The organism is Caballeronia sp. DA-9 (assembly GCF_051615025.1).
Taxonomy (GTDB): Bacteria; Pseudomonadota; Gammaproteobacteria; order Burkholderiales; family Burkholderiaceae; genus Caballeronia; species Caballeronia sordidicola.
In genome coordinates this window covers 129253-146277 of record NZ_CP195132.1, presented here as the reverse complement: position 1 = coordinate 146277, position 17025 = coordinate 129253, and the positions used below count along the sequence as shown (strand labels likewise).

At 59.9% G+C, this 17025-nt stretch carries 14 protein-coding genes and 2 pseudogenes; 5 read left to right on the top strand and 11 right to left on the bottom strand.

The window, feature by feature from the left end; translation table 11 throughout:
• Positions 1–53: 53 nt before the first annotated feature.
• Genes ACRWA7_RS06925 through ACRWA7_RS06910 form a run of 4 tightly spaced genes read right to left on the bottom strand, consistent with a single transcriptional unit; the run spans position 54 to position 4758 of the window.
• The gene (locus ACRWA7_RS06925; protein ID WP_436181489.1) at positions 54–1013 is read right to left on the bottom strand and encodes a hypothetical protein; all 960 of its coding nucleotides are present in this window, start codon (positions 1011–1013) and stop codon (positions 54–56) included.
• A complete protein-coding gene (locus tag ACRWA7_RS06920) occupies positions 997–2298 on the bottom strand; it encodes an LLM class flavin-dependent oxidoreductase (protein WP_436181488.1) in 1302 nt (433 codons plus the stop codon). Before ACRWA7_RS06920 ends, ACRWA7_RS06925 begins: the two co-directional genes overlap by 17 nt.
• Before the next feature lie 54 nt (positions 2299–2352).
• Positions 2353–3591 carry an LLM class flavin-dependent oxidoreductase gene (locus tag ACRWA7_RS06915; RefSeq protein WP_438392028.1) on the bottom strand — a complete coding sequence of 413 codons (1239 nt, stop codon included), beginning with the start codon at positions 3589–3591 and terminating at the stop codon, positions 2353–2355.
• Between the two features lie 15 nt (positions 3592–3606).
• A complete protein-coding gene (locus ACRWA7_RS06910) occupies positions 3607–4758 on the bottom strand; it encodes an ABC transporter substrate-binding protein (protein ID WP_438392027.1) in 1152 nt (383 codons plus the stop codon).
• 250 nt (positions 4759–5008) lie between these two features.
• On the opposite strand from ACRWA7_RS06910, the gene ACRWA7_RS06905 reads away from it, so the two are divergent.
• Both ACRWA7_RS06905 and ACRWA7_RS06900 read left to right on the top strand, forming a co-directional pair.
• Complete coding sequence (locus tag ACRWA7_RS06905) at positions 5009–5695, top strand: XRE family transcriptional regulator (protein WP_438392026.1); 687 nt, start codon at positions 5009–5011, stop codon at positions 5693–5695.
• A gap of 554 nt (positions 5696–6249) precedes the next feature.
• On the top strand, positions 6250–7359 hold the full coding sequence (locus ACRWA7_RS06900; protein WP_438392830.1) for an IS110 family transposase: 1110 nt from the start codon (positions 6250–6252) through the stop codon (positions 7357–7359).
• A gap of 541 nt (positions 7360–7900) precedes the next feature.
• On the opposite strand, the pseudogene ACRWA7_RS06895 reads toward ACRWA7_RS06900, so the two are convergent.
• Positions 7901–8191: pseudogene (locus tag ACRWA7_RS06895) on the bottom strand (transposase); the annotation flags it as partial.
• 49 nt (positions 8192–8240) lie between these two features.
• Between ACRWA7_RS06895 and ACRWA7_RS06890 the strand changes: the two are divergent.
• From ACRWA7_RS06890 to ACRWA7_RS06880, 3 genes and pseudogenes are all read left to right on the top strand, one after another.
• Positions 8241–8561, top strand: coding sequence for a transposase (locus tag ACRWA7_RS06890; protein WP_438392025.1), 321 nt, complete (start codon positions 8241–8243; stop codon positions 8559–8561).
• Between the two features lie 64 nt (positions 8562–8625).
• Positions 8626–9803 (top strand): IS3 family transposase gene (locus tag ACRWA7_RS06885; RefSeq protein ID WP_438391945.1). Its coding sequence is split into 2 segments (ribosomal slippage): positions 8626–8893 and positions 8893–9803, totalling 1179 coding nucleotides; the frame shifts between segments, so codons are not numbered across the junction.
• 22 nt (positions 9804–9825) lie between these two features.
• A pseudogene (locus tag ACRWA7_RS06880) lies at positions 9826–10521 on the top strand (IS30 family transposase); the annotation flags it as partial.
• Here ACRWA7_RS06880 and ACRWA7_RS06875 read toward each other — a convergent pair.
• The 6 genes from ACRWA7_RS06875 to ACRWA7_RS06850 form a co-directional block, all read right to left on the bottom strand.
• A complete protein-coding gene (locus ACRWA7_RS06875; protein ID WP_438392024.1) occupies positions 10507–11478 on the bottom strand; it encodes an IS701 family transposase in 972 nt (323 codons plus the stop codon). The pseudogene ACRWA7_RS06880 and the gene ACRWA7_RS06875 sit on opposite strands and share 15 nt — an antisense overlap.
• Positions 11479–12509: 1031 nt before the next feature.
• Positions 12510–13007 carry an IS5 family transposase gene (locus ACRWA7_RS06870; RefSeq protein WP_438392828.1) on the bottom strand — a complete coding sequence of 166 codons (498 nt, stop codon included), beginning with the start codon at positions 13005–13007 and terminating at the stop codon, positions 12510–12512.
• Positions 12917–13327: a transposase gene (locus ACRWA7_RS06865; RefSeq protein WP_438392023.1), complete on the bottom strand. Its 411-nt coding sequence runs from the start codon at positions 13325–13327 to the stop codon at positions 12917–12919. Before ACRWA7_RS06865 ends, ACRWA7_RS06870 begins: the two co-directional genes overlap by 91 nt.
• 502 nt (positions 13328–13829) lie before the next feature.
• The gene (locus tag ACRWA7_RS06860) at positions 13830–15236 is read right to left on the bottom strand and encodes an allophanate hydrolase (protein ID WP_438392022.1); all 1407 of its coding nucleotides are present in this window, start codon (positions 15234–15236) and stop codon (positions 13830–13832) included.
• Between the two features lie 22 nt (positions 15237–15258).
• Entirely contained in the window at positions 15259–16008 is a 750-nt protein-coding gene (locus tag ACRWA7_RS06855; protein WP_438392021.1) for an ABC transporter permease, read from the bottom strand.
• Between the two features lie 16 nt (positions 16009–16024).
• Positions 16025–17008 (bottom strand): ABC transporter substrate-binding protein, encoded by a 984-nt coding sequence (locus ACRWA7_RS06850; protein WP_438392020.1) that lies wholly within the window; start codon positions 17006–17008, stop codon positions 16025–16027.
• Positions 17009–17025: the final 17 nt, after the last annotated feature.

The following is a 17025-nucleotide window of genomic DNA, read 5'->3' as shown; positions in this document are numbered from 1 at the left end:
CCACAAGCGCATCCGTGAGAATAAGACCATTAGGGTCAACCGTATAAAAGAAGTCAGGAAGCCGCGTGCGCGGTCTCAGCGGCGGGAACCCGGGTAACGTCGTGGTGCGCGTCCGAGGCGACACCCTCACGGCCGGAAGGCTGCTCTGGATCGAACCAGAACGTATGCGCATACCCGAGTCGGGCCAGTTTCGTCGCAGCGATCCGTACTGCGCGGCCGTGGCCGGCCAGCACGATCGGAGTTGCACTGTCCTCCGGCAGTCCGGCCGGTGCCCCACCTTCGGGATCGATCCGGCGAGCCCCGCGCAGCGGCTCCGGCAACGGCGTTTCAATTGTGCCGGCCTGCAGCACAGACAGCGGGTTCCCGGACGCATCGCCGGCCTGGACGTCGCGCAACCAGACGCGCTGCACCCCGATTTCGCCCGGATCGATCGTTCCCGCCCGGGCAACCACCACGTCGCTCTCCGGTGAAGCGAACCGCGGCGCGCCGCGATGTTCGGGCGTATCGGTTCCGATGCGGTAGAAGTGCAAGTGGATGCCCACCTCGCCGCCGCGGGTGCCGATCGTGTGATACGTATCGTGAGGAATGTAGAGCGCCTCACTGGACACCACCGATACTTCCCCGACCTTGCCGAGCTGCCCCCGGCCCTCGACCTGCCCGTCGTCGGTTCGCCGGTAGAGCACGTTGTGCTCGTTGCCCCGCACGCCGGCGATGATTGCCCAGTAGGGGTGTTGATGAGGCGAGTTTCCGCCATGTTCGTTCGTGCTCACCTGCACGTACAGCGCGTTGCGGTGGTCCGCGTCCTCCGCCAGACGATAGAAGCCGCTGCGCTGCGCATATAAATAGGGAAACTGCGCAACCGGAAATAGCTCGGTCCGGGCGGCCAGTGCGAGCAGTGCTGCCCGCCCGGCTTCAATCTGCGCGTCGTCGTGATTGTCGTCGCCGAGCCCCGCGGCTTTGATACGCGCGATCGCCTCGCGCACGGCATTGGTTCGTTCAAGAATGAGTGACATGCTTTTCTTCCGATGTCTGGAGATGAAGGGGGTTGTTGGCTTCAGTGCTTCCGGTGCTTCCCACATTCGCGGGCGCGGCGCTCCGGTTGAACCGGCGCAGCGGCGCAAGCGCTGGGGAATAATGATCAAGATCTAGAAGCGGGAACAGCAGCTCCTTGACGCGCTTCGCCTCCTCCACCAGTGGCCAGCCTGCAAGAATGAATACATCGATACCGAGATCGCGCTGCAGCTCGCGCATTCTTTCGGCCACGTTCTTCGCACTGCCGACGAAGTAGCCACCCCAGCCCTGGTCGAACAGGTCCAGCGCCCCCCAGGCGTTCACCCCCGACCAGATATTCGGCGCGGATTCCAGCGAGCGGACCGGTGGTAGTTTCCCAGCGCGCAGCGCGTCGATTCTTGATTGAATCAGCGAGTCGTCGCTTTCCAACGAGTCGAAGCCCTTCGTGTCCCGGGCGCCGAACGCGACGTTGTAGCGCCCGAGGTTAAGGCGTCGCTCAATCTGACTGACGATGTGTGCCGCACCGGTCTGCTCCATCACCCACTCCGCGTGCTCCCACGCTTCGGCCTCGGTTTCCCGGACGATGATGTTGGCGAGCGTACCGACCTTCAGCGTGCGGCCGTGAGTTGTTGCCACCTCCCTCGCAGCCGCGATCTGTGCGCCCAGTCTGTCCGGCCGGTGCAGATAGGTCAGGTAGGTATCGAGCACCTGTCCGGCGTGCCGAATGCCTGCTGGTGATGCACCCGACCCCCAGACTGGCGTGTGGGGATTCTGCACGAGCGGCCCTTCCCCCTTGGTCGACACGAGCGGGACGGGAGGCGGGTCACCTATCTGGAAATGCCGTCCTTCATGAGCGCCAACTTCACCCGAGTAGAGCTGCTTGAACAGCGTCCAGTACTCGGCGCTCAGTTCGTAGCGCTCGTCGCTGCCTACACGAATACCGTACTGAGGCAGTATCTTGTCCGTCCCGTTCACTTGGTTGAACAGCAGTCGGCCACCCGACAGTTCGTCGAACACCTGGGCCTGCTGTGCCAGAATCGCCGGCGAGTAGGAACCCGGATAAATAGGAATCAAAAACCGCATCTGCTTCGTGACCGGTATCAGCGTCGCCGTCTCGACGAACGGGTTCCGTCCGACCGTCAATGCGCCGAAATAGCCCAACTGGTCAATCGTCTTCGCCAGCTCAACCACCTGATCGAAATGCGCTGGGCGCGCGCCTTCGGGCTTCCACGGAAACGGGCCATCGTTTGGATTGATGTACCAGAGGACCTGCATCGGATGACTCATAAGTAGTCCATATCGAATGTCGCAAGCGAGTAAATCGGAAAAAACGTGTGACCGTCAGCCACCGACGGGAGCCGAAGCATGCCGGATCGCCACGGACTCGGCGGACGAGGTAAATTGTTTCGCCGGGGCCGTGGGCCGTAAGTCCGGTAGTGACGTGTCCAGTTCGAGCAGAGGCAGCAGCAGCGACGCGATCCGCTCCGCCTCCTCGGTCAACGGCCAGCCAGCCAGAATGAATACGTCGATGCCGATGTCGCGCTGCAACGCCTTCATGCGTGCTGCGACGTTCTCCGCACTTCCCACCAGATAGGCGCCCCATCCCTTGTCGAGGATGTCGACGGCGGACCACGAGGCCGGTCCCGACCAGATATTCGGCGCGGACTCCAGTTCACGGACGTCTGGCAGCCGGCCGGCGCGCAGCGCGTCGATGCGCCGTTGGATGAGTGGATCGTCGCTCTGCAGACCGGCAAATCCACCCGCGTCGAATTCCCGATGCCGGAGCCTTGCATCGATCTGCTTCACAATCGTTTCGGCACCTGTTTGCTCGAGCAGCCAGCGTGCGTGATCCCACGCTTCCTCTTCGGTTTCGCGGACGATGATGTTCGCCAGCGTCCCCGCCCGCAGCGTCCTGCCAAACGATGCCGCCACTTCGCGCGCGGCGGCGATCTGTCTACCGAGTTTCGCGGGATCGTGCAAATAGGTCAGATAGGTATCCAGCACCTCGCCTGCATGCCGTATCCCGCCGGGCGATGCGCCCGATCCCCAGACCGGTGTATGCGGATACTGGACGAGCCTGGGCTTGCCTTCGGTCAGGGTGCGCGCGTGCGGAGGTGCACCGAACTTGAAGAATTTGCCGTCGTATTCCGCAATTTCTCCTGCATAGAGCTGCTTGAATACTTTCCAGTATTCGGCACTGATCTTGTAGCGTCCGGCACCAGACTCATAGATGCCGAATTGCGGCAGGATCGAGTCCGTGCCGTTCACCTGGTTGAACAGCAGCCGCCCGCCCGACAGTTCGTCAAATGTCTGGGCTTGCTTGACTAGCAACGCCGGCGGGTAGACGCCCGGATAGATCGGAATCAGAAAACGCATGCGTTCGGTCAAAGGCACAAGCGTCGCGGTCTCGATGAACGGACTCTCGCCGACTGTCAACGCGCCATAGAAGCCGAGCCGGTCCACGGTCTTGGCGAGATGGACGACTCGGTTGTGATCGGGTTCAAACGCACCCTCGGGCTTCCAGGGATACGGACCGTCGTTGTGGCGGAGATACCAGAGGATCTGCATCGGGTTAGCCATGTCGCGTGTCCCTGTTCAGGCTGCAGCGGCGGCGATACCACGATCGGCCGCCCACTGACGCCTCGCCACTTCGAGCGGCGCTGGCGCAAGCCATGCGTCGACATCGATCTCCCGCTCGATTACACCAATGCGGCGCAAGAATGCCACCTGGGAGCGCAACGCAGCGATCTTGGCCGGTGCGAAGTCCAGTTCGAAATTGCGGCCGACCTGATCGCCATACGCCTGATGCACGAGGTACTCCGGCACGAACTGTTCATTGGCGATATGCCGCACCAGCGCCGCCGGGTTACGGCGCGCCTCGTCCTCCACATCGAGCGTGCGATAGAGCACCCTCGAAACGAGTTCCGGGTGCGCGTCTAACAGATCCGCCTTGACCGCAAACACGAGGGGTGTACTGAGGTTTGCGCGTTCTGCATCGTCGTCCACCCAGTCCAGGTCGAACACGACGTCGAGCCCAAGCAGATATTCATATTGCAGCGACGATGCACCGATCCCACCGCCCGACGTGATGACGTCAACCTCGCCGCCAATCAATGGCAACACCGATTCGCTCCATTGGCCAGCCTTGCGCTTCGCACGGAACGCCGCAGGACCGCTGGCTGCGCTGCCCTTGACGTCGGGAGTGCGCCGGTCGACGAAGAACGGGCGATTCACCTCACGCTCAACCAGTTGCACGTCGCCGAGCGTGAGGCCTGCTGATCGTAATGCCACGTCGTAGAAACGCAGCGTGTTGGCCCACGTATGGTCGAGCTGTTCGTGCGACCGCCGCGGTACCAAAAGCCGTTTCCCTTTCAGATCCGCAGGTCCAATGATGCCTGATCCGGGCAAGGCGAGCAGCGTCTGGGCACCCCGCAGGAATGACAGTCCGAGCACGCGCGTGTTCGCGCCGTTAGCCTGCGCCCAGATCGCCGGATAGTTGCTGCCGTGCCGGAACAGGTTCTCATGCGCATGAGTGAAATGCGACTGCAGCACAACGGGATCACTCGAATCCTGCAACGCGGTGAGCGTTGCCGCGCCATCCGCGAATTCTTCATCGAACAACCCGCGCTGTACCGCGATACCGAAGCTCGTCGGCACGCCGCATCGGGTGTACCACAACGCAATCGGCGATGTCTTTTCGCCGGTCGCATCCGGGCTGTCCGGATGTCGCTCCACCACTTCGCTCATTTTTTACCCCATCTCGCAAAGCCAGTTCCACTAGCGGGTCCATAGAATTGAATCAGCCGAAACACTTCGGCTGGCTGTGTCACGTTTAGCGTGACCCTTTATACTAGGAACACCAATTGGCGCACCGTGATATGCTCTATAGCGTTAATAATTGAACTCTATAAAGCAGACGACAGTATAGAATGGCAGTAATGGGTCCCATAACACTAAATTCGGATATGGTTATTCGTACACGGTAAAAGGAGTAAGAATGCAATCGAGCATTGCCGAGTTGGATGAAGCAGAAGATCTGAATATCGGGGAGTCGCCGGAGACGTTTGTCGACCGGCTGAAGATGGCTATTACGCTGGTTGGGAACGCCAGTGCGCTCGCGAAGCGAGCGAATATCTCGCAAAGTGGTCTTCAGCGTTATCTCAATGGAGGGGAGCCGACCCGGAAAATCCTGATCGCCTTGGCGGAGGCGGCCAACGTCAGCTTGCTATGGCTGATGACCGGCGAAGGCATGTTGAGCGACAAGCCGGCGACGCCGACGACCCTGACCCGGCTGCCGCTGTTCAACGCCAACGACGTGCCCAGGAAGGAAGGATTACTTGCACTTAACGGCAAGTTGTCGGGACTGGCGTTCTGTCGGGCGTGGCTCGGTCAGCACGGGCTCGACGCAAAAGAGCTTTCTGCGCTCTACGTCTGCGGAAACAGCATGGAACCGACGATTCGCAATGGAGATACGATCCTGATGGATCAGGCTCAGGTCGAAATATCCGACGGCGACTTATTTGTGATCAAGGATTCGGGAGCGCTGATGATCAAGCGTATGCAGCGCCAGTTGGGCAACAGGGTACGCATGCTCAGCGACAACCCGAACTATGCCGTGAGCGACGCCTCAACTAGCGAAATTGAAGTTGTCGGGAAGATCGTGTGGCGAGGTAGTTTGCTTTAATCCCGGCATGCCAGGCATGAGCGAGTGATGGACCGGGCAAAGATCGTTCGATCAAGTATCGGCACCTCAACGCGTGGGTATCGCTCATCCACTCGGGGGCCACATCTGATGCCGTCATGGTTGTAGCAACGGGGATGTATCAGGTAGGGCCGCGGGCGCGTACTGGCTCAAAGATCGCGAAGCTACTGGTCTATCTGCACAGCGGGACGGCGCCTTCCCGCTGCTGCCCCCGCTGTCGACTCGTGCCGTTGTCGGCTGTTCGCGGGATCATGAGGCGTATTCCGTCCGTTTGTTGATACAGCCATCCGCTCGCTGACGAATAACGGCACCGAACATGTTGATGTCGGGCAGTCAGTCGTTCTAGCCTTTCTTCCTGTAAGCAGCATGACCTTGTAATAACCAGTCGATCAACTGGATGCCAATCCCCTAGATACTATGGAAGGGGCCAGCGAAAGCAAGCTCCCGGGAGTAAAACGAGGATTCTGACACTCGTTTTTCTAAAGGAGCATGCAAATGGACGCGCCTAACACGGCCTTCGAGGGCAAGATACAACGATCGTTGGCCGGCTGTATGTCGCCTTCGAATTAGGTGATAGGAGCTGGAAGCTGTCACTGGGTGACGGGGTGCGCGCGCCGAGCCGGTGTACGGTGGCGGCCGGCGATACGACAGCGGTCCTGAGGGCGATCGCCAAGGCCAGGGCGCGCTGCCACCTGGCAGCCGATGCCCCGGTTCGCAGTTGCTATGAGGCCGGGCGAGACGGCTTCTGGCTGCACCGCTGGCTGAGCGCACACGGGATTGTCAACCTGGTGGTGGATCCGGCCAGTATCGAAGTAAATCGGCGGGCACGCCGTGCGAAGACGGATCGACTCGACAGTGACAAGCTGCTGTCAATGCTGATGCGTTACTACGGAGGTGAGCGGCGGGTGTGGGCGATCGCACGGATCCCGACACCCGAGCAGGAAGATGAGCGACGCGTGCATCGGGAACTCGAGCGCCTGCGGCAGGAGCGCACCGCACACAGCAACCGGATCCGCTCGCTGCTGGTGCTGCACAATCTGCGGGGCGAGCGCATCGGTGGGCGCACGTGGGCGCCGTGGTGGGCTCAGCAGGCCGGGCAACTGTTGCCGGGTTTGCGGGCCGAGATCGAGCGCGAGTTCGAGCGGCTCTCGCTTGTCGCCAGGCAGATCAGGATGCTTGAAGCGCAGCAAAAGCAACAGGTTCGCAGCGGCGCACAACCCGTAATCGCGGTGCTGTCACGGCTCTCGGGTATCGGCACCGGAAGTGCGTGGACCCTGGTCAAGGAACTGTTCGGCTGGCGACAGTTTCATAACCGCCGTGAAGTCGCCGGCTGCCTGGGTCTGGCGCCGACACCTTACGCAAGTGGCACCAGTGAGGTCGAGCAGGGTATCAGCAAGGCCGGCAACAAACGGGCGCGATGGCTGATGGTGGAACTCGCCTGGAGTTGGCTGCGCTTCCAGCCGGGCAGCCAGCTGAGCCAGTGGTTCAACGAGCGCTTCGCGGGAGGCGGCAAGCGCATGCGACGCATCGGCATAGTAGCGCTTGCGCGCCGTCTGTCGATCGCCTTGTGGCGCTATCTGGAACAGGGTGAGATTCCGCGCGGGGCAACACTCAAGTCACACGGCGGCAACACGGTTGCGAGCTGAGCGGCGAATATCGATCGACGACAGGGCCTGAAGGTCAGCGCGCCCGGACAGTAGTAGGGTTGCCCGGCGGGTAATCGTAGTTCTAGATGGGGCGCGTCGGTAACGGAGTGGTTCCAGCGCTGTGCGCATGTGGTATGAGGTGACCGGCCTGGCGCCGGCACGGATAGAAGTTAGTCCGGGGGCGGTTGCCCGGACATCAAACACTCCGACCTAACTCGTGTTGAAGTGTGGCTTTATAAGAAGGACTCCGAATATGAATCAGACACACTAGCTCGTGCAAGTTGTCCACCGCCGGCCAGCGTCGTGGTCGTGAGGCGACCCGCTGGTCGGCCGTGGACAACTTGCAGTACCCTCAAAGGAGGTAACTGACCCACGGGAAACAGATCGCTAAGGGCTTGACTTTCAATGCCCCATAGAAATACTACTGTGTTAACAACTACTCGATTTTCCGGCCGCAGCACGGGCACCGTTCGAGACGGGCAAGCAGCGCGGCAGCAAGCTCAGTCGCAGCGTTGTAATGGAGTCCGGCACATGGCGTTGCTTACGCAGGGGCGCCCCGGGGCCGGAAGCCCTCGGGTAAGGAAGGCACTTCGCCGGGTAGCCGATGGGCTGGAGTTTTTTTTTGCGCCACCAGGCGTTCGGTGACGAGAAAGCTATAAGCGGCTATGCACAGCGTCGCGTGATGATGAAAGCCGCGCCAGCTTCGTCCCTCGAAGTGCCCCAGGCCGAGTTCCTGCTTGAGCTCCTGATAATCGCGCTCAATGCGCCAGCGCAGTTTTGCAAGTCGCACGAGTTCCTTGATCGGCGTGTCAGCCGGCAACGTGCTGAGGAAGGGCGGGCTCAAAATTGAAGCGCAACACCAAAGCGTATAAGGTGTTGTAATGCATAAAGCAAATCAGTACGAGCAGTTGCAAGCTGAGGAACGTTTGGAGATTGCGAGCCTACGTCAACGGGGTTCTAGTATTCGGGCCATGGCCCGAATACTCGGGCGCTCGGCCTCTACCCTTAGCCGCGAACTCAGGCGCAATAGTTCTGTGCTTGGTTATGTCCCAGCAGCGGCGCACGCACTCAGTTCGGCCCGACGATCCAACAGTGCGGTCGCGCCCAAACTCGGGCCTCACAGCGCTTGCTGGAGGGTCGTCCTCACGCTGCTGGAGTGGCGTTGGTCGCCTCAGCAAATCTCTGGAGTCCTCAAGCTGTAGTGGTCTAATTTCCTCGGACAGGTCGATAGGCGGACAATGCTGAATCGATGAGGGAAAAGAGTAAATGACAAAAAGGCGCCGACAATTTGACGCCAGCTTCAAGCTGGAAGTGGTACGTATGGTAAGGGACCAAGGGTTATCGGTGGGCGAGGTTTGCCGGTCGATGGACCTTGTTGAGACAGCCGTGCGTCGCTGGGTGGCCCAGTACGACGCGGAGCGTGCCGGCGGCCCCGGAGAGGGTAAGCCGCTGACGGCCGAACAACAACGCATCCGGCAACTCGAAATGGAGAACCGGCAATTGCGCGAGGACGTGTCCATACTAAAAAAAGCGTCGGCCTTCTTTGCACGGGAACTGAAGTGAGCTATCGAGTGGTCGCTCACTTGCAAGAGAAGGCCGTCTCGGTCAGTCACGCGTGCCGGCTATTGGAGGTGAGTCGCTCGGGCTATTACACACACCGGCAGGCGCGGCCCAGCCCCGAGCGTGTGCAAGAGCAAACACACGTCAGGGCGGCCTTCGCCGCCAGCGGCAGGAACTACGGTAGCAGACGTGTCATGCATACGCTGCGAGCCAAGGGACTGCGCATTGGGCGTCATCGCGTGCGTACGCTCATGCGCGAAATGGACTTGCGTACGAACTGGAAACGTAAATTCGTTTCGACCACCGACAGTCGTCACACGCTGCCAGTGGCCGAGAATGTGCTGGACCGGCAATTTGAGGTGGCACAGCCCAACCTGGCGTGGGTGTCCGACATAACGTACATCCGCACCGCCCAAGGTTGGCTTTACCTGGCGGTGGTGCTGGACCTGTATTCACGCAAGGTGGTGGGCTGGGCGATGGCGCCGACCATGCCGGCTGGATTGGTCGTCTCGGCACTGGATCAAGCCTTGCAGCAACGTCGCCCAGCGCCAGGATTGATACTCCATTCGGACCGTGGCAGCCAGTACGCAAGCGACGAGTACCAGGCCTTGCTCAAGCAGCATCGCGTGGTTTGCAGCATGAGTCGAAAAGGCAATTGTTGGGACAATTCTGTGATGGAGAGATTCTTTCTGAACCTGAAGATGGAACGCGTGTGGCAGAGCCAGTACGCCAACCACGATGAGGCACGGCGCGACATCAACCACTACATCGTCGCTTTCTACAATCCGGTGCGCTTGCACTCGACTTTGGGCTATCTGTCGCCCAGCGCCTACGAGGCCAAAATGACAGTAAAAGTACCTAACAACCTGTCCGAAATAACTTGACCACCACAAGCGTATGTTCCCAAACGATCCGACTTTGCAGGTCTCGCACGAAACGATTTACACCACTATCTACGCCCACCCAGGCGGCGAACTACGGCGTCAACTCATCGCTTGTTTGCGTCGTGCTCATCGCGCCCGTATGTCGCGGACACGGGGTAGTGATCGCCGCTGGCAAATTCCAAATATGGTCAGCATTCACGTGCGCCCACCTGAAATAGAGGATCGCGTGATGCCCGGGCACTGGGAGGGCGACTTCATTAAAGGCGAAGGCAATCGCTCTTCAGTGGGCGTGTTGGTGGAGAGAACCAGCCGTCTAGTGCTGCTGTCTAAGATGGACGATGCCACAGCCGAATCTGCACTGGCTGGCTTCTCCGCCAAGCTCAACTCGATCCCCGAGCACTTGCGTCACAGCTTCACTTACGACCAGGGGCGTGAACTCTCACGGCATCAAGAACTTGCCGCTCAAACAGGCGTGAATGTCTATTTTTGCGATCCACACAGCCCGTGGCAGCGAGGAACTTGTGAAAATACCAACGGCCTGTTGCGCGAGTACTTGCCCAAAGGCACCGACCTTTCCGTCCATAGTCAGGCCGACCTCGACGTCATTGCAGACAGCTTGAACAACCGCCCTCGCGCTACGCATGCGTTTCATTCACCCTTCGAGGTATTTGCCGCGACACTAAAAGCAGCGGATCTCGCAACGTCATCTAAACATTAGACCAGTTGTTGCACTTCGACTTGAGACCGCCAAGTATTTGGTCGGCTCCAGCTCTTCTCTGGGCCACTCGACGAGCAACCATTGTTCCTCGGCGGTCTCAGATGGCTGGGCTGCGCGCGAGGCGCAGTGCACCCGTATTGCTGCAAAGCGCGACGACAAGGCAGCGTTGGTGCCTTCTCGCCATGTGACGGTGCGAAAGCGCCGCGACGGCAACTGCGTGGCCAGCTCTTTTTCCTGCAGCGGCGCCTGAGCTTGCGTCTGCAGGCTGACCGCGCCTGTCACCCCGACCACATACGTGAAGCCCATCTGCGTGAGCTGCTCGCGGAACTCGGTGCTCGCCCCGTAACCGGCATGGGCCAGAACCAGTTGCGGTAGGGGTTGCACCTCTACGAGGTTTTCAAGCAGTTGCAAGGCGAGCGCCGGTTTGGTGACGAACTCAAGCGCTTCAGGCACTTTGGCCGCCTTGCGCCGGTCTGCGTCATCGGCCCAGCTTTGCGGCAAATACAGCTGATAGCGCACCGGCAGACTGAAGCGTTCATTTGCAAGCGAGACGCTGACTGCGACCTGGCAATTGTCCTGTTTCCCGAGCTGGCCACAATATTGCCGAGCGACCCCGACCGAGTGCTTGCCCTTCTTCGGAAAGCCGGTATCGTCAATAATCAGCGCCTCAGGCGAACCCGCGCGCCGGCTTACTCGCTCAAGTACGTAACCGCGCACCGTATCAAGCACCGCCTGATCAGACCACGGTGCATCGGCTACAAAGTGATGCAGGCGCTGGTGTTCCGAGCGCACCCGGTCCGGTGACAGATGCGCAGCCATGGGCTCAACGCTCTTGCGTTTGACCGGCAACATCAAGCCCGTACAGTAGCCACGAAAAGGCTCGACACGATCAGCGTGCCCAAGCGACTGAGCCATCAGGGACACATACTCCTCGAATCTCTTCGAAGTAGTTTCCATCGCTCTCCTCACAATGTGCTTGAAGATAAGCGAATAATGCCTTATTTTGTAACACAGTGGTACTAAGCACTGCTTTGCCGTAGCTATTCCTGCGACGAGCGCCAGAGTCCCGACGTTCTCCAAGCCGCCCTAGCGCCTGCAGCCATGTGTGAGATTGGTATGACAGTCAGAGTGCAGTTGGAAATCAACTCGCCATCCTATCGCCATCGAACAAGGCATGGCCAGGACCGTCCATGAGCTCGGTCCATACTGAGCGGATGACCGATGTGTCCGGGAACGACTCACCCGCTGAGTGCAGGTGGCGTCAGAGAAGTATCAGTTGATCGAACTCGGTCGGAGAAATGGGGTGTATCTGGAATTCAACACGCTCCTTCTCTTGCGAAGCGATTTTGCGTAATAGCGGAACGGGTTATCGAAGATGGTGAACTGGCCGCGCCACAGCGCTTAGCGCGTGCGCCCTGCAAAACCCGGCACCGCTTGCGTTATTCGTTGGTCGCGCCTCGAACTTGTCGCTGTCCAGGATGGCCGAGAGTCGCACAAGATAGCCGTCCAAGTCGTGAACCAGGAATTGATGCGCTCCCACCTCAACTCCGCCAGTGCGATACCACTTTTGCTCGGGAGCCAGGAATAAGGTCAGTCGACACTTCCCAACGCTTCGAGTATCGGCGCAAGCGTCCCTACGCTGATCTGGAAGTTCGCACTTCGCCCGAGCAGTGTCTCCAGCGCAAGCCGTTATCCAGCTACGACCGCGAAGCTGCAGAGATCCCGCCAGAGCCACAGGCGTATATTTAAATCCGCGACCAGCAATTCAGGCACCAGCTTCGGTGGTATGAACGATGGGTGCAAAGTACCCGGAGCATGATGTAAGGTATCCATGTGCGCGCTACCGCGAAAAAAGTCGGACATTCCCGGACATCAACACGTGCCAGCAAAACTGCACCACACGACTGATGACGGTTGTCTAAATGCATTGACAGCATAGCCGCCGGTTGCCCCGATCTGAAACGGGAGCTGAAAACTTAGAGGGCAGTTCAAAAAGGCTGCTCAGTTCGGCTGAAGATGTTCCAGCAGACGAGTGAGCAGGCTAGTTTGAGGAATGCTTCGTGAATGTCAGATCGGCGCTCGAAGCGAATGCGAAGACGCCGGAAACCATGGAGCCACGAATGAGTCCGTTCAACGACCCAACGGAACTTGCCGAGACCGCTGCCGTGTTCGGTGCGGCGCCTGGCGATGACCGGTCTGATTCCACGCTCGCGAAGTTGGCGGCGATGCGAGTCGGAGTCATAGCCACGGTCGGCGTAGATGACCTTGGGTTTGCGAAGCGGTCGGCCGCGTGTGCCGCGAATCGGCGGGATAGCGTCGACCAGCGGCAGCAGTTGCGTGACATCATTGCGGTTCGCGCCGGTCACGATCGCGCTGACAGGAACGCCGTTCGCGTCTACGAGGACGTGGTGTTTGGACCCTGGTCGTGCGCGATCGGTGGGGTTTGGCCCAGTTTTTGGCCCGCCCCAACGGCTCGCACGGACGATGAATCGACAGCCGCATATGAGAAATCGAGCTGGCCAGATTCGCGCAGCTTGTCGAGCAGTAGCCCGTGCAGCTTGTCCCACACCCCGGCCTGCTGCCAGTCGTGCAACCGACGCCAACAAGTCGCTCCAGAGCCGAAGCCCAACCGGGTCGGCAGATGGTTCCATCGCATTCCTGTCTTCAGCACAAGCAGGATGCCATTGAGTGCTGCACGGTCCGAGACCGGCAACCTTCCAGGGTATCGCTGGCGTCGCGGTTTGGGCGGTGGAAGTAGCGGTTCGATCAGTGCCCACAATTGGTCATCGATGATAGGTGCCGGCATTCCTTGATCCGTTGTTCAGGTATCCAAGGTTAACCGTTTCGTGGAAAAGTAAACAGCCCTTCCGAGCTCTTTTTGAACTGCCCTCTTAGCCCTTTGTGTAAAAAACGCAAGATCTCGAATGCTTGCCAATGAAGCACCGCAGTCGCTGAGAACACCGGTCAGGCGACGCGTAGCGAGAAAGTCGCGACGCTCCTGATTTGTTCAGGTAAACGATCGACTTGTATGGATAGTTCATTTTTTCGCCCCGGCGAAATGCTATTTCCCCATCCGCCCAATTCACCATTTCTATACCCCCTTGAGCGAGTGCACATCCTGACTTTCATCGTGCTCGCAGTCGGGACCTTGAGTTCACCGCGTCGGTGATTCTGAAAACGCCTTCGCGTCTGGCCGGGCCACATTCCGGCAGCGTGTTTACATGGTCTGCCGGCGTGCGCTTCGCGAGCTCCATGATGTCGTTAAACGCCGTCGGCAAGACCCGCGCGTCAGTGGTGAAGCTGCCCGACTAATCGTATTGATTGGGTGCTACATGCAAACCGGTCGCTCCAAGCGATCCCGCGATCGCCTTTTCGATTCGACGCCCAGTCGATACCAGCGCGCGTTCGCTGAATGCGGGGCCGACCAGCGACAAGCCGAAAGGCAGGCCGTCCGGCGTAAAACCGGCCGGCACGCTCATTGCCGCCAGGTTGAGCGGATTCGCGAAGTACGTGTAATATCCCATGTTCGCATTCAGGCTTTGCGGGTCCCGCTCGACGTCATCGCAACGGTAAATGGTCGGGACAGTAGGCAGCGCAAGAAAATCGATAGTCTGAAACAGCTGCGCCGCGTAGCGCGTCAGCGTTCGCTGCGTGTAGAGCGCTTGGAACGCATCGGCGGCGCTGTAGTTTTGCGCCGCCTCGATCGACGCGCGCACCGCCGGGTGAACCGAGTCGGGATAGCGGGAGATCACGTCGCGATACGTAAGCCAGCGCTCGGCGATGAATGCGCTCCCGAACACAAGCCGGCCAGCGTCGACGAACGGCTTGTAGTCAATCCGGACTTCTTGCGCCCCTAGAGAGCGAAGCACGTCGAGCGATGCAAGATACGACGAATGGGCCGCATCATTGCCGAAGAATTTCAGGTCTTCGGCGTGTGGCACGCCAAAGCGCAAGGGCGTCGTTCCACGATGCGCTGTGGCTGACGGATGGTCGACCGAGAATGGATCCGTCGGATCGGATCCGGCAATGACGTCGAGCACATCGGCGGCGTTCTGCACGGTGAGCGCGAATACCGGCGCGACGTCGAAACTACGGTTGCAATAGACAAATCCACGCATGCTGACAAGCCCCGGCGTCGGCTTCAACCCGACGATGTTGTTCAGCGCCGCTGGAACGCGACCGGAGCCGCCGGTGTCCGACCCGATCGAGAACGAGACCTGGCCCGTGCTGACAGCGACCGCCGAGCCTGAACTCGAACCGCCCGGGATGTAGCGGGAGTCGAACGGATTGCGGCAGTAGCCTGACAATGAGCGGATGCCGACCAAACCCGTGGCGAACTGATCCATGCTCTGCTTGCCGATCAGGATGGCACCCGCGGCCTCGAGACGCTCGATAACAACCGCCGACTGTGTGGCTTCATAGCCGAACGCGGGGCATCCTGCGGTCGTCGGCAATCCGGCTGCATCGATGTTGTCTTTCACCCCGAACGGGATACCGTACAACGGCAAGCTCGAGCCGCCGGCCCGCGAGCGTTCGAACCGGGCCGCAGCGGCCAATGCAACCTCGCGCGGCACCACATGGGTCCAGACGTGATCGCCGGCACGATGTGCCAGCCGTCCATAGACCTCATCGATTACGCTCGACGGCGTCCAGGAACCATCGGCGTAGGCGCGCTTCAGGCTGTTGAAATCGAGGCTCAGTGACGAAGAATGCATTAAAGGCTCGGGGCGGGAAGAGTCAGGAAGACCAGTGAACGACACGGCGCGAAATCATCTCGAAAAGACGATCCGCCAGCGATGATAAAAATCCCAGGACCAGCAATCCCGCCATCATCGTGGCGATCTGCAGGTTCTGTTGCGTGATCTCAAGACGGTAGGCGACGCCCGCGTACGCACCCGCCAGCTCCGCCGATACCAGCGCATAAAAGGCGATTGTGATCGCGGTGCGTAACCCGACAAACACAAACGGCAGTGCATCGGGTAACTGCACGGTCCACAACACCTGGCGACGCGTCGCACCCAGTGCCTGCGCCGCCCGCACATAGGTAAGATTTGCGCGTTGCAAACCGAGATGCGTAGCAAGCCACACGGTGAAAAACACGCCCCAGAACACGAGGAACCACTTCCCCAGTTCGCTCAGTCCGAACCAGACGATCACAATCGGCACGAAAGCGATTGGCGGGACCGGGCGCAGCAATTGGAACACGGGGGTGAGCAACCCCGCCGCAATACGGTTCGAACCACTAAGCAAGCCGATCGCGATACCGGACAACGCGCCGGCCGCGTAACCGATAACTGCTCGCTCGACGCTAGCGCCAATATCAGTCCATCCTTCCTTTGCACCGAGATAGCGATATAACGCGGCAATCACGCGCGTCGGCGGAGGAAACAACAGAGGATTGACAAGATCCACCTGGCACAGCGCCTGCCATAGCAGCAAGAATAAGGGCAGCGAAATCAATTTCGCGGCAAATGGAGCGTGTTTCATCCCGGTTATCCGCGGCCTATTCCGACGCTGCGGGCAGCCGGACCCGCGTCTTGTCCACCTGGGCCAGGGGCGCACTGAAAATGATGTTGCGGAAATCCGGGAGCGTCGCCCCGGCTGGCGCGTTGCCGCTTGCCAGGCGCCACTGAGCATGTTGCTTGAGCGTGTCGAGCGTACGCTGGTCGAGCACCACATCAAACACGTAGTCATGCCAGATCGAGGCAAGATCGGCGCGTTCCATATGGGTCGCCTGCGCGATGGAAGTGATGGCATCATCGGGATGCGCCTTCAGCCACGTTTCGGCCTCGACGACCGAGCGCAGGAACGCGACCACCACTGCGGGATGCGCCTGCAGATAAGTTTGCTGAACGACAAGGTTGAACGTCTCGGCGTAGACGCCCTTGGCCGGAAGCTCCCTGGCAGCGTCACCGAGCGCTTTCTTGCCGTTCGCGATGAACGGCTCCCAGCTGTTGTAAGCGTCGATACTGCCCCCGGCGAGCGCAGCCGGCATGTCCTGAGGACGCAGGTTCACCAACTGAACCTGCGCCGGGGTTAGTCCTGCGCGCTTGAGCAGCATGCCCGTATAGATTTCGCTGCCAGTCCCCGCCGAAAACCCGATGCGCTTGCCCTTGAGATCGGCTGGCGTTGTGATCCGCGCGGCGCTGCGGGTAAGCGTCTTGTCGTCGGAATATTCCATCCTTGCGAGCAGTGCGATCTTCTGGTCGGCGAGCGCCGCCGCCGTAATAGGCGCTTCGGCGGTGGTGGCCACATCGGCGCCGTTGCCAAGCACGGTTTCCAGTGCCTGCCGGCCGCTGCTGAAGTTGCTGACCTGGACATCGAGGCCGTTCCTCTCGAAGAAATGCTGTTCCTGCGCAATGATCACGAGGCCGGATATAGGAGCCAGATTTTGAGCGAGTCGAACAGTCTCGGCCGCGTTGCCCGTCACTTGCAGAGCGGTGATTAAAATTCCCGAGACGAACAATTGTTTTGTGATACTGAACATATATTAAATTTCCCGAT

What these genes read in the sequence shown, in the direction of transcription:
- ACRWA7_RS06915 (WP_438392028.1), bottom strand. Translation starts at nt 3,591, where the DNA reads ATGGCTAACCCGATGCAGATCCTCTGGTATCTCCGCCACAACGACGGT.
- ACRWA7_RS06865 (WP_438392023.1), bottom strand. Translation starts at nt 13,327, where the DNA reads ATGCCGGCACCTATCATCGATGACCAATTGTGGGCACTGATCGAACCG.
- ACRWA7_RS06860 (WP_438392022.1), bottom strand. Translation starts at nt 15,236, where the DNA reads ATGCATTCTTCGTCACTGAGCCTCGATTTCAACAGCCTGAAGCGCGCC.
- ACRWA7_RS06905 (WP_438392026.1), top strand. Translation starts at nt 5,009, where the DNA reads ATGCAATCGAGCATTGCCGAGTTGGATGAAGCAGAAGATCTGAATATC.
- ACRWA7_RS06910 (WP_438392027.1), bottom strand. Translation starts at nt 4,758, where the DNA reads ATGAGCGAAGTGGTGGAGCGACATCCGGACAGCCCGGATGCGACCGGC.
- ACRWA7_RS06920 (WP_436181488.1), bottom strand. Translation starts at nt 2,298, where the DNA reads ATGAGTCATCCGATGCAGGTCCTCTGGTACATCAATCCAAACGATGGC.
- ACRWA7_RS06890 (WP_438392025.1), top strand. Translation starts at nt 8,241, where the DNA reads ATGCATAAAGCAAATCAGTACGAGCAGTTGCAAGCTGAGGAACGTTTG.
- ACRWA7_RS06850 (WP_438392020.1), bottom strand. Translation starts at nt 17,008, where the DNA reads ATGTTCAGTATCACAAAACAATTGTTCGTCTCGGGAATTTTAATCACC.
- ACRWA7_RS06875 (WP_438392024.1), bottom strand. Translation starts at nt 11,478, where the DNA reads ATGGAAACTACTTCGAAGAGATTCGAGGAGTATGTGTCCCTGATGGCT.
- ACRWA7_RS06925 (WP_436181489.1), bottom strand. Translation starts at nt 1,013, where the DNA reads ATGTCACTCATTCTTGAACGAACCAATGCCGTGCGCGAGGCGATCGCG.
- ACRWA7_RS06855 (WP_438392021.1), bottom strand. Translation starts at nt 16,008, where the DNA reads ATGAAACACGCTCCATTTGCCGCGAAATTGATTTCGCTGCCCTTATTC.